The organism is Flavobacterium anhuiense, assembly GCF_001705175.1.
GTDB lineage: Bacteria > Bacteroidota > Bacteroidia > Flavobacteriales > Flavobacteriaceae > Flavobacterium > Flavobacterium anhuiense.
The window spans coordinates 1,804,326-1,817,724 of sequence record NZ_CP016907.1 but is presented as its reverse complement, the minus strand read 5'-3'; the positions used below and the strand labels follow the sequence as shown (position 1 = coordinate 1,817,724).

12 protein-coding genes are annotated in these 13,399 nt (G+C 29.6%); all 12 read left to right on the top strand.

The window, feature by feature from the left end:
- Positions 1-4: 4 nt before the first annotated feature.
- The 12 genes from BB050_RS07795 to BB050_RS07740 all read left to right on the top strand — a co-directional run bounded on the left by BB050_RS07795 (position 5) and on the right by BB050_RS07740 (position 13,390).
- A complete protein-coding gene (locus tag BB050_RS07795; RefSeq protein ID WP_066033182.1) occupies positions 5-1,492 on the top strand; it encodes a GH3 auxin-responsive promoter family protein in 1,488 nt (495 codons plus the stop codon).
- A gap of 69 nt (positions 1,493-1,561) precedes the next feature.
- The gene (locus BB050_RS07790; RefSeq protein WP_066033181.1) at positions 1,562-2,185 is read left to right on the top strand and encodes a transposase; all 624 of its coding nucleotides are present in this window, start codon (positions 1,562-1,564) and stop codon (positions 2,183-2,185) included.
- Between the two features lie 132 nt (positions 2,186-2,317).
- Positions 2,318-3,997 carry a DUF6909 family protein gene (locus BB050_RS07785; protein ID WP_066033180.1) on the top strand — a complete coding sequence of 560 codons (1,680 nt, stop codon included), beginning with the start codon at positions 2,318-2,320 and terminating at the stop codon, positions 3,995-3,997.
- Positions 3,998-4,004: 7 nt separating this feature from the next.
- Entirely contained in the window at positions 4,005-5,006 is a 1,002-nt protein-coding gene (locus BB050_RS07780) for a hypothetical protein (protein WP_236940431.1), read from the top strand.
- Between the two features lie 16 nt (positions 5,007-5,022).
- Complete coding sequence (locus BB050_RS07775) at positions 5,023-5,547, top strand: hypothetical protein (RefSeq protein WP_066033179.1); 525 nt, start codon at positions 5,023-5,025, stop codon at positions 5,545-5,547.
- 65 nt (positions 5,548-5,612) lie between these two features.
- Complete coding sequence (locus tag BB050_RS07770; protein WP_066033178.1) at positions 5,613-6,887, top strand: oligosaccharide flippase family protein; 1,275 nt, start codon at positions 5,613-5,615, stop codon at positions 6,885-6,887.
- Entirely contained in the window at positions 6,888-7,694 is an 807-nt protein-coding gene (locus BB050_RS07765; protein WP_066033177.1) for a glycosyltransferase family 2 protein, read from the top strand.
- A 173-nt stretch (positions 7,695-7,867) separates the two neighbouring features.
- On the top strand, positions 7,868-8,929 hold the full coding sequence (locus BB050_RS07760) for an O-antigen ligase family protein (RefSeq protein WP_164085582.1): 1,062 nt from the start codon (positions 7,868-7,870) through the stop codon (positions 8,927-8,929).
- A gap of 1 nt (position 8,930) precedes the next feature.
- Positions 8,931-10,043, top strand: coding sequence for a glycosyltransferase family 4 protein (locus BB050_RS07755; RefSeq protein WP_164085581.1), 1,113 nt, complete (start codon positions 8,931-8,933; stop codon positions 10,041-10,043).
- The gene (locus tag BB050_RS07750) at positions 10,040-11,128 is read left to right on the top strand and encodes a DUF1972 domain-containing protein (RefSeq protein ID WP_008465804.1); all 1,089 of its coding nucleotides are present in this window, start codon (positions 10,040-10,042) and stop codon (positions 11,126-11,128) included. The genes BB050_RS07755 and BB050_RS07750 overlap by 4 nt, the downstream gene beginning before the upstream one ends.
- Entirely contained in the window at positions 11,088-12,410 is a 1,323-nt protein-coding gene (locus tag BB050_RS07745; RefSeq protein ID WP_066033175.1) for an O-antigen ligase family protein, read from the top strand. The genes BB050_RS07750 and BB050_RS07745 overlap by 41 nt, the downstream gene beginning before the upstream one ends.
- Entirely contained in the window at positions 12,407-13,390 is a 984-nt protein-coding gene (locus tag BB050_RS07740; RefSeq protein ID WP_066033174.1) for a UDP-glucuronic acid decarboxylase family protein, read from the top strand. The genes BB050_RS07745 and BB050_RS07740 overlap by 4 nt, the downstream gene beginning before the upstream one ends.
- Positions 13,391-13,399: the final 9 nt, after the last annotated feature.

The window sequence follows — 13,399 nt, the reverse complement described above, 5'->3', positions numbered from 1 at the left end:
GAAAATGTCAATTAAGTCAATTGCGGCAAAAATATTTGCCAGAAAAATATATAAACAAACACTAAAATGGGCTCAAAAACCTGTTGAAACGCAACAAAAGATTTTTAAAAATCTGATTGAAAATGCACAAAACACCGAATTTGGAAAAGATCATCATTTTAATCAGATAAAAACTTTTGAAGATTTTCAGAAACGAGTTCCTGTAAGGGATTACGAAGATTTAAAACCTTATGTTGATAAGGTTGTAAAAGGAGAATCAGATATTTTATGGAAAGGGAAACCATTATATTTTGCCAAAACTTCGGGAACGACTTCGGGGGCGAAATTTATTCCGCTTACCAAAGAATCAATGCCTTATCATATAGAAGCGGCCAGAAATGCCATTCTACATTATATTAACGAAACTGGAAAAGCCGATTTTGTTGACGGGAAAATGATTTTTTTACAAGGAAGTCCCATCTTGACTGAGAAATACGGAATTAAATTCGGCCGTCTTTCCGGAATTGTAGCACATTTTGTTCCTAAATACCTCCAGAAAAACAGAATGCCATCTTGGGAAACCAATTGTATAGAAGACTGGGAAACCAAAGTAGATGCTATTGTAGACGAAACAATAAAAGAAGATATGTCGGTTATCTCGGGAATTCCGTCTTGGGTACAGATGTATTTTGAACGTTTACAGCAAAAAAGTGGCGGTAAAAAGATTAGTGAGATATTTAAAAACTTTAATCTGTTTATCTACGGCGGTGTCAATTACGAACCTTACCGTGCTAAATTTGAGCAGATGATAGGTAAAAAAGTAGATAGTATCGAATTGTTTCCTGCCTCTGAAGGATTTTTTGCGTACCAAGATTCGCAGAAAGAAAAAGGAATGTTACTACTTTTGAATTCTGGAATTTTCTACGAGTTCATAAAAGCAGATGAATTTTTTAATGAAAATCCGAAAGTCTACACCATTGGTGAAGTTGAGGTAGGAGTGAACTATGTTTTGATTATTTCTACCAATGCGGGACTTTGGCGTTATAATATTGGTGACACCGTCCAGTTTACATCTTTGGCTCCTTATCGTGTTATAGTTTCTGGACGTATCAAACATTATATTTCTGCTTTCGGAGAACACGTTATTGCCAATGAAGTCGAAAATGCGATGAAAGAAGCTGTAAATGCGACAAATATTGTAATAAACGAGTTTACAGTAGCACCGCAAATTACGCCTGCCAGCGGTTTACCCTACCATGAATGGCTGATTGAGTTTGAAAAAGAACCTGAAAATATGGAAGCTTTTGCTGAAACGATTGATAATTCAATGCGTAAGCAGAATATTTATTACGACGATTTAATTACTGGAAATGTTTTAAGAAAAGTAGTCATTACAAAGGTTTCTAAAAACGGATTTCAAGATTACATGAAATCGCAAGGGAAATTGGGCGGACAGAATAAAATTCCGAGATTATCAAATAATAGGGATATTGCGGATAATCTTACAAAATGAAATAATATTTCCAAGATTAAGCAGTTATTTATTCAGATGAATTAGGATGGATAAGTAAATGAAAATTAAATGAGTCAAGGAAAGTTTCAAAATAAATATCGTATTTCTTCAATTAGAGCTCAATGGTGGGATTATGGTTGGAGTGGAGCCTATTTTATAACAATTTGTACACAAAACAGAGAACATTATTTTGGAGAAATTCAAAATAATAAAATGATTTTATCGCATGTCGGAATTATTGCCGATTTATTGTGGCATCAAATTCCAAAGCACCACAAAAATGTTGAATTGGGTGATTTTGTGGTTATGCCAAATCATATTCACGGAATTTTGATTATCGATAAACAATTGGATAATGTAAATGTTGATAATATGGATAATGTAGAGACAGGGCATGCCCTGTCTCTACCATCAATACAAATGTTACAAACGTCGTCGCCTGTCGAATTTCAAAAACCAGGTTTAAAACGTTTTCAAAACATTGGAAAAAACACCATTTCGTCAATTGTTGGATCATATAAATCTGCTGTAACAAAACACGCCAATAGATTGGGATACACGCATCAATGGCAAAAATTATTTTATGACAATATCATTAGAGACAATAATCAATATCAAAGAATTTCTGATTACATTGTTTCAAATCCAGAAAATTGGGCAAAGGATAAATTTAAAACAGATGGTAAATCCTAATTTGAAATAAACGTTATAATTAAATCACATTTTTAGTTTTCGATTGAAATAATATTAATATTTCCTACTTTCGTTTATCGAAATATTTACATCTTCTTTAAAAATGAAGATGATTTTTAAAATACAAAAGACATGAAAGAAACTAAACATATATCAAGATCTAGAGCGCAAGAATCTTCTGCAGCGATAGAAAAAATGTACATTACAATGCGCCATTTATTCAACCGTGGTTTTTACAAACCAATGGGGGTTTCTGGCGACAGCTTACGCGAATCATTATTGGCTTTGCGTCCAGAGATTTATGGAAATATAGCCGAAGAAAAAGTAGAATTAAACGGACTTCTATATGTAATTGAGCGTCTTCCAATCGGAATTGAACAGTGCCGTTTTATTAATTTAACTTCAGACGAAGGATATTCTAAATCGCATTTCCAGCCAATCGTTCCTCCTAAAAGAAGAAGAAACTGCTACAGAATCGACGAAGAACAGATGAACGTTGAGATTACTCGCGGACGTTCTGACATTTATGATATCTTAACACATTTGACTTTCATTTTTATTGAATCTCATAAAATTAAAAATAGAGTTTTAATTGATGATGGAGGAGAAGTTTCGCGTGATTGGCAGAAACTGGAACAAGCTGTTATGCAAACCAAAAAGCTTACTTTGGTAGAAAAAGAAAAAGCAATTTCTCACGTAGCAAATATTTTGGCTAGAACATTTGAAGAAGTTTTAGATATTTACGATTCATTTGGTTCTGAAACTGCACCGGATCGTTTCCTGCATGTAATTTATTGGTTAGGAAAACTTGCGATTGAAGAAATTGTTGAAAACAACAAGCGTACCATCACTTTTAGTCCAGTTTTGCGCGAAAGATTAGGACACCATATTCACGGAGAAATTTGGGCAACAAATATTAAAGAAGTTCTAAAAGCAAACGATTTGCTAAAAAGACCAATTCATGTAATTAGTGCGAATATGCACAGTGTGATGAATTCGATTTTTGCAACGCCGTTGTTAAAAACAAAATATAAAGGAAAAACAGATTTCTTTATTTATGAAGAATTAAGCGGTTCAGGATCAAAAGAAATTAGAGCTCAAGTAGAAGATTTAGCTTTAAAGAACGGAATGATTTCGCTGCCAGATTGTTCAGGAACCAATATTGACGTTCAGATTTTTGATACAGCCAAAATTGACTGGTCAAAAACAGCTTTTTCACATGCTAATGTAGGCGAAGAAAAACCAGTTCTAATTGTAATGGACTATGCTTTTGGTGAGCAGGCTTATGAAACTATTGACGAGCTTTTGAAACCATTCAAGAAAGAAACTTTATTGAATGTAAAATCGGTTTCGATTATGGGAAAAGCTGGAATTTTAGAAGGCGGAAAAGGAGATATCATGATTCCAACAGCACATATCAATGAAGGAACAGCTGATAATTATTTCTTCGAAAATGAATTGACAGGCGCCATGTTTGAAGGAAATGATATTGATATTTACGAAGGAGCAATGGTGACAGTTCTTGGAACTTCATTGCAAAACAGAGATTTATTGAAATTCTTCCACGAATCAACTTGGGGAGTAATTGGACTTGAAATGGAAGGATCTTATTACCAAAAAGCGATTCAATCAGCATCTAAAATTAGAAAAAGTGTTCCGCATGATATCAAAGTTCGCTATGCTTATTATGCTTCAGATAATCCTCTGGAAACCGGAAGTACACTAGCTTCAGGCGGATTGGGAACTACTGGTGTAAAACCAACCTATTTGATTACTATTAAAATTTTAGAGCAGATTTTCAACATAAAATAAATCGTAAATGAGTACAAAAGTACCGCAGAATTCAAATGACCCAGAGATTGATTTGGTGCAGATTTCTAAAAAAATCAATATTTTTTTTGGGAGAATAAATACTTCGATTTTTAGAAGCATTCAATTCTTTATTAGAAATTGGGTAATTATCTTGATTTTAGTTGCTATTGGATTTGCTTTGGGAGTAGTTTTGGATAACGTTCAAAAAACGTATAAGCACGAGATCATTGTTACACCCAATTTTAAAAGTACAGACTATCTATATGCTAAGATTGATTTAATCAATTCAAAAATTAATGAAAGAGATACCAATTTTTTAAAAAATGTAGTAGGTATTCAACAGCCTAAAATCTTAAAAAGTATTGAAATAAAACCAATTGCAGATGTTTATAATTTCATTACTAATAAACCGGAAAATTTTCAATTAATAAAATTGATGGCTGAAGATGGTGATATAAAAAAGATTTTGGAAGACAATATAACCAGCAAAAATTATACAAACCAATTGATAATTTTATCAACCAGTCAAAAATCATCAGATAAGAAGTTAATTCAGCCGCTTTTAAAATACTTTAACAAATCTGAATATTATTCTAAAATTCAAAAAGAAACCTATTTTAATGTTGTTTCAAAACTCAAAGAAATAGACTCTATTATTAAACAAATTGATGGTGTTTTAAGTAATTTTTCTCAAACAACAACAGGTTCTCTTAAGAATGATAAATTGGTGTATTACAATGAAAACACGCAATTAAACGATATTATTAAAACAAAAGACGCTTTACTAAATGAACAGTCTTTTCATAGGATTGAATTAATAGGTTTTGATAAAATTGTTAAAGAAAACAGTGTTTCAATTAATATTGAAAACAAAAAAAAATTCTTTCTTAAATTCAATTTTTTACTTCCATTAATTTTTTATTGTTGTTTGTATTCTGGATCAAATCCAGAAGTTTTTATAGAAAGCAACAGTTACTTATTGATAAAAAAATTAAATAAATATTTTTAAAAGTTAATTTTAATAAATGAAAGCAAAATTTCTTAGTTTTCTAACTATTTCACTATCATTAATAATTGGATCTTGTCAAAATTCCTTTAAAACAGAAACGCAGGAACAAAAAGATAATTATTCGATTGAAATAGAAGGGCTTTTTCAAAAAAATGACAAATTGGAAGTTTATTATTTAATAGAGGGAAAAGATTGGAGTAATGAAAATTCTATTTCACAGGCAATTTATGCATCTAATAAAATGCAAAAAATAGTTTTAGATTTACCTCAAGATGTCACACCAAAAAATCTTAGAGTAGATTTAGGAGTAAATCCAAGTCAATCTTATGTTACTATAAAAAATATTGTAATAAAATTTAAAGATAAATCGCTTGATGGAGGAAACGAAATTTTTCTAGACTGGTTTACGCCCAATGAATTTGTAACTTGGGACATGAATTATTATGGATATAAATTAAGCTCGGTAAATGGTTCTTATGATCCATATTTGTTGGGGAATGATTTATTAATGGATAAAATGGCTAATGAATTGAAGCAATAGTTCAATAGCTGTATGACAGAAACATTATTTTATTAATGAAGCCGCATCTATAAGGAGAATCGATTATGAAGTTGATTGATAAAAAAAATAAAAATTTGATAGCTTCTTTTGTAAAAAACTTTCAGTTTAGAATTTTTGGTCTGGCTATATCTTTTTTAATTGTTTTATTAATTAATAGATTTTTCGGAGTTGCCACGTATGGTGCATATGCGTTAGTAGTTACAATTACTCAGATTTGTACGTTATTTATAACTTTTGGAATTCCCAACACGCTTATTAAAGTTATTGGAAATAAAAATTATAATTACCTAGAAGCGAAAAATTTATTATTGAAAGGATGTAAAATAGTGCTTTTATTTGCGATATTTCCGATGATTTTCTTTTATTTCGGATCGCATTTTTTGGCAGATACCGTTTTTAAAAACACAGACCTTTACATCTATTTTTTAATAATTGCTTTATCTATACCATTTTTTGTGGTCCACGAAATTTTTGTTTATTTTTTTGTTGCAACAAAGAAGTTTTTCAATTTCAACCTGTTTTTTTTTGTTATTCCAAACATACTTTTAATTGGATTTTTATCACTATTCCATTTTTTAGGTAAAGACAGTTATTTCACCATTTTAGCTTTTTCACTATCTATATTTTTCACTGTTCTTATTGAAATTATTACAATTTTTAAATGGAAATCAGACAAAAATTTGGAAGTTCAGTCCACGGGAGAGTTACTAAAAACGGCTTCGCCTTTATTTTTCAGCGGTTTTTTAATATATCTATTAAACGCTACAAGTGTTGTTATATTAGGCTTAATGGTAAATGAGAAGGATCTCGGAATCTATAATGTGGCTTTTAAAATAGCCAATTTAGGATTGCTTATAATTGTTTCGATTAGTACAATAACTACTCCTAAAATTGCACGGTTATTTGGTGAAAATAACCATGAGGAATTAAAAATAACGATTCAAAACGCAACAAAACTGATATCAATTCTAACAATTCCATTGGTTTTAGTAGTCATAATTTTTAATCAGTTAATTTTATCTTTTTTTAGTTCTGAAGCCGTTGCAGCTGGAAACATATTAATTATTTTAATTTTGGGTGTTCTAGTCAATGCGATGTCAGGAAATGGTGATCAGATACTAAATATGACCAATAATCAGCATATTTTAAGAAACATTACGTTAATTTGTTTCGTTTCTAATGTTATGGCAAATGTTGTACTCATTTCCTATTATGGAATTCTTGGAGCCGCACTTGCAGGATTATTTACAAACTTACTGCTCAATTTTTTATGTGTTTATTATATAAAGAAAAAATTGGGTTTCTATACCTTATTTTAGATGGAGCAATTAATCTCAGTTATTATTGTAAATTATAATGGTATTCAATATTTAGAAAATTGTCTCAATTCTTTGTATACTTATTTAAGAGATTTGTCTTTTGAAATAATAGTAGTTGATAATTGCTCAAGTGATGACAGTATTAGTTTTATTAAAGAAAAATTTCCCAATGTAATTATTATTGAAAATCAAACAAATTTAGGTTTTGGTAAAGCAAATAACATTGGGGTTTCTTTTGCTAAAGGAGAAACCATTTTGCTGTTAAATAATGATACTATTCTTTTAAACAATCTTAAATCAGCTGTTGAGGTTTTGTACTCAAAAAACAATATTGGTATTGTCTCCATCAACATGCTTAATAAAGAACAACAGTATATTAGTGCTGTAGGTAAATTTCCTTCTCCTTTAAAATTGTTAAAAATTTCGTTTTTAGCTGATAAAAGAAAAGAGTTTGTTCATGGCAAATTTAATTTGAGCAAAACGTATGAAGTAGATTGGGTAACGGGTTCCTTTATGTTATTAAGAAAGAAAGATTACCTAGATTTGCATGGTTTTGATAAAGATTACTTTATGTATGTTGAGGATGTAGATTTATGTAAAAGAATGCATAATATTGGAAAAATATGCATTTTTATACCATCAATTGATTATATTCATTTTGTTGGACATAATAAGACCAGAAATCGAAACCTGATGCAAGGTTACCAAGTTTATTCTTCCAAACATTTTTCTGGAGTACAAAAACAGTTCGCATTATTAATGATTTCGATCAATATTCTTATAAAAAGAATTGCAAAAAATATTTAATGAAAATAAGGCAAGTCATACTTTTTTTATTTCTGATAGTAGTGTTTTCACAACTTTATCTTTCTTCATTTAGAATAAATTTTGTTATTCAATTTATTGTTCTATTCGTAATGTTGTTGCTAAATGAATTTAAAATAAGCCTGAAAATTTTAAGTTTACTTACACCGTTATTTTTGATTTTTACCATTGGGTTTTTAGGTTTTTTTGGAAATCATTTCGAGTTTATTCATTTAGTAAAAGACATAACGCATTTCTTAAAACCTATTTTAGGACTAACCTTAGGTTATCTTTTCTTTCAAAAAATAGAATTTAAAGCATTTGTAAAAACAATCATTCTTACAGGCTTTTTTATGGCCCTTTTTCATATTTGTTTAGTTTTATCGAACAGCAAGCTGTCTATTGAGAATATGAATGAACTTCGAAATGATTTTGGAAAAGATAACTTTCTAGAATGTTTTAGTTTATTGTTTTTGTGTTTTTATGCTAAATTTTTTGATGATAAAATATTCAAAAAAAGAATTGCCCATTATATAATTTTCTTTACGCTTTTGGTATCTTGTATTTTATATTTTTCAAGAACAATGCTTGCCGTTGTTGTTCTAGCAGTTTTAACCATTTATGGCTACACAAAGATCAACTCAAGAAACATAAAAATTTTTCTTGGTTTAGTTTCAATTGTTGGCGTATTATATATTTACTTGTTTTCGGTTAAATTAGATCGAAACGCAAAAGGTTTGGAAGCCTTTTTATATAAGGTAAAGATTGCACCCGAAGAAATGTTTAAAACAAAAATCGATAGGGAAAATCATAAGGAATTATGGGATCATTGGCGTGGATACGAAGCTAAAAGAGCTTTGAAATTAATGGAAGAAAATCCTTTAAGTTATATTGTTGGTACTGGTTTTGGTTCGTTAATTGATCTAAAATTTAAAGCCCCTCTCGACCAAGAAGGAATGAGATATATATCAGAAACACACAACGGATACATTTATATTTTTTACAAAACTGGGATTATTGGGTTAATTTTATTATTATATTTTTTATCTCGTTTTTATCGATATACTTATTTTGCATATCAATTTGTTCCAGTTTTTATTGGAGTGATAGGTTTGTCATTTTTCTTCACAACCTTAACAATTACAGGTATATATAATACAAGAGATGTAATTGTTTTAATTTTGGGCGGGTTATTGGTATTTTCTTCAAGACCAAATGTCTTCAAACAAGATTCTTAATATGGAAGAGAAAATAAAAATATTTGTAGACTGTCATATTTTTGATAAAAATTTTGAAGGAACAAGAACCTATATTACTGGTTTGTATCAAGAACTAATAAAAGATAATAGTAAAACGTTTTATTTTGCCGCAAAAAATACCGCAATTCTTGAAGAAGTTTTTGGTACTGCTGAGAATGTTAAATATCTTGAACTAGCACATAAAAATAAATTTTATCGTTTACTGGTTGATATTCCTAAGCTTATCAAGGCAAATAATATTCAATATGCCCATTTTCAATATATTGTGCCGCCAATAAAATATTGTAAATATATAAACACAATTCACGATTTATTGTTTTTAGAATACCCACAATATTTTCCGTGGATGTATAGAGTTAAAAATAAATTTCTATTTAAGTGGAGTGTAAAACATTCCGATATAATATTGACTGTTTCAGAATATTCAAAACAACAAATTCAAAGACTCTTTAATATCGATAATGTTGTGATTACTCCTAATGCCGTTAATGATGTTTTTTTTGCAGAATATAACAAAGAAACAATTAAATTAAGCGTTGCTAAAAAATACAAAATAGAAGATTATTTTATTTATATAAGTAGATGGGAACCTCGAAAGAATCATAATTTTTTATTAGAAGTATTTGTTGAGAACAATTACTATCGAGATTTTTTTCTGGTTTTGGTGGGGAAAAGAGATTTAATAAATAAGAAGTTTAATAATTTATATAATTCGTTACCCGAATCAATTAAAAATAAGATAATTATTCTAGAAAATCTTAGTTTTGATGATCTTCAATTGCTTGTAAAAGGTGCCGAAGTTTCCATTTATCCTTCAATTGCTGAAGGATTTGGTATTCCGATTTTAGAAGCCGCCGCCGCTGGAATTCCCTCACTATATTCTAATAGAACAGCAATGAAAGATTTTAGTTTCCTGCATGATAATGAATTTGACCCTTTTGACAAGAACGATTTGAATGAAAAAATAAAAATAAATTTGAATAAAGGTAAAAAAATGAATAATGTGGAAATAATAAAAGAGAAATATAATTGGAAGTACTCTGCTTTGCTATTTCTAGAAGAATTAAATAATAACAGCTCCAAAACTAAATGAAAATAGCAATTCTTGGTACGAGGGGAATTCCAAATAATTATGGCGGATTTGAGCAATTTGCAGAAATTTTTGCTGTTTATTTAGCAGAAAAAAATCATGAAATTTATGTTTACAGTCCTCATAATCACATTTATCAACACAAAAAATTTAAAGGCGTTCACATTATTCACCAGTATGATCCTGAGTATAAGATTGGAACGGCTGGGCAGTTTTTATATGATTTGAATTGTATATTAGATTCAAGAAAAAGAAATTTTGACATTATCCTTCAATTAGGTTATACAAGTAGTTCTATTTGGTCTTCTCTTTTACCTAAAAAAACAATTATCATTACTAATATGGACGGATTGGAATGGAGAAGGAGCAAGTATTCAAAAAAAATTCAAGAGTTCCTTAAAATTGCAGAAAAAATTGCGGTAAAAAAAAGTCATTATTTAATAGCTGATTCGATTGGAATTAAGAACTATATAAAAGAAAAATACGATAAAGAGGCTCATTATATTGCTTATGGTGCAGAACCTTTTGAAAACGAAAATGAAAACCTAATCAAACAATATAAAGTTGACAAGTATGATTATAATCTAATTATTGCAAGATTAGAACCCGAGAATAATATAGAGACAATTTTAGAGGGCATTGTTCAAAGTAATAACAAAAAAACAGTTTTGATAATTGGAAATACCGATAATAATTTTGGAAAAAAGCTTAAACGTAAATTTCAAAATAATCAAAATTTAAGATTTATTGGAGCCATTTACAACAAAGAACATTTGGATAACTTAAGATTTTTTTCAAACATTTATTTTCATGGGCACTCAGTTGGAGGAACCAATCCATCGTTACTTGAAGCAATGGCGGCCAAAGCTATGATTGTGGCTCATAAAAATGAGTTTAATTATAGCATTTTAGAGAATAGAGCACTTTACTTTTCAAATGCCTCAGACATTAATCAAATCTTGAAAAAAATTAAAAGAGAAGATTATGAACAAATAATTCAAGATAACTTCAGTATGATTATTAATGAATTTAATTGGAATAAAATAAATGAATCATATCTCAGATTATTTGAAAAAAGCCTTCAATAAAATGACTGATTTATCGAAGAATAAAAGTTTGCTAGCTTATTTGATAGCTGCAATGTTTATTACGCTTCCATTAAAACATAATATTGGAAGTTTAACTTGTATAGTTTTTTTATTGGTCTCCTTTCTCAAAGCAAAAAAAACAGATTTTTCATTATCTGGAGTTTTACTGCTTCCAATACTGTTGTATGTTTTGATGTTAATATCTTCAATTTGGTCGATAGAAAGTAAACTGACAATAAAGGGATTACAAAAAGAAATATTGTTTTTAGTGATCCCTTTAGCATTTAGCACATTTCCAAAAATGAATAGAAATGTTGTAGATAAGGCTATTGAGTGGTTCAGTTTTACTATGATTGGATTTTCTATTTTCTATTTTCTAAAGGCAATTGTAAAATTCATAAATACAGGAGACAAGGGCGTTTTCTTTTATCATGAATTAGTCAGTTTAGAACTAAATGCAATTTACATGGCTGTTTTTGGTTCTTTAGCCATGTTTTTTTTTCTTGTTAAAAAAGAAAAATCAATTATTGATAAAATAGGATTTTGGATTCTTATTGTCTTTATATTTTTGTTGTCATCCAAGAATATCATTATCGTAGATTTGATGATGATAATAGTTTATTATTCGTTTTTTTCTTCAGTTTCTAGGGGAACTAAGAAAATAATGCTTTTGGCGGTTATAATTATCTCTATAAGTTCTGTGCTTTTTATTAAGCCGGTTAGAAATAGATTTATGATTGAATTTGAAACAATATTTGTAGATAGTTCTTTAAATAATGCGACAGAAGAAAATCAAGGACCAATTTATAATATAAGTTTAAAGCAAGCTTGGAGTCAGGATCAATTCCAGCAGAACGATTTTTTCCCAGGAGCAGCTTTTCGATTGTTTCAGATTAGAATTTTTAAAGAAATGGTTCAGGAAGAATCTATTTTTTTTACAGGATTTGGATTAGATGCTGCTCAATATAAAATTAGAGAGAAAATAAAGCAGCATAATTTACACGTAAGTTATGGAGAATTGAATTTTCATAATGAATATATTCAAATATTTGCAGAGTTGGGAGTAGTTGGTTTTTTGATAGTTTTAAGTATGTTATTTTTTACATTGAAAAAGGGAATTATAAATAAAGATTTTGTTCATATTGCTTTTGCGGTAACAATGATAGTCTTATTTTTGACCGAATCTTTTTTGAGTCGACAAAGAGGAATAATTTTCTTTATAGTTTTTTACTGCATGTTTAATTCAGTAAATTATTATAATGAACAGAAAATATTAAAATGAAAAGAATACTTATCACTGGAGCAGCAGGATTTTTAGGATCACATTTATGTGACAGATTTATTAAAGAAGGTTACTTTGTAATTGGAATGGATAATTTGATTACAGGAGATCTTAAAAATATTGAACATTTATTTAAACTGGAAAATTTCGAGTTTTATCACCATGATATTACTAAGTTTGTTCATGTTCCAGGCGATTTAGATTATATATTACACTTCGCTTCGCCAGCAAGTCCGATTGATTATTTAAAAATTCCAATTCAAACTTTAAAAGTGGGATCTTTGGGAACCCATAATCTACTTGGATTGGCGAGAGTAAAAAAAGCCAGAATTTTGATTGCATCAACTTCTGAAGTTTATGGAGACCCTTTAGTACATCCACAAACTGAGGAATACTATGGGAATGTAAATACAATAGGTCCACGTGGAGTTTATGATGAAGCAAAACGTTTTCAGGAGTCAATCACGATGGCATATCATACTTTTCATGGAGTAGAAACTAGAATCGTTCGTATTTTTAATACCTACGGGCCAAGAATGCGATTAAACGACGGACGTGTAATTCCAGCGTTTATTGGTCAGGCTTTACGTGGTGAAGACCTAACGATTTTTGGAGACGGAATGCAGACGCGTTCTTTCTGTTATGTTGATGACCAAGTTGAAGGGATTTACAGATTGCTACACTCAGATTATGTATATCCAGTAAATATTGGAAACCCTGACGAAATCACAATCAAAGATTTTGCAGAAGAAATTATAAAACTGACAGGAACAAATCAGAAAGTAGTTTATCATCCGCTGCCAATAAACGATCCATTACAGCGTCAGCCAGATACAACAAAAGCAAAAGAATTGTTGGGCTGGGAAGCCAAAGTAAGCAGAGCAGAAGGAATGAAAATTACTTATGAGTATTTCAAATCATTATCTCCTGAAGAACTGGCAAAAGAAGAACACAAAGACTTTTCAAGCTATATAAAATAAATTAAGATT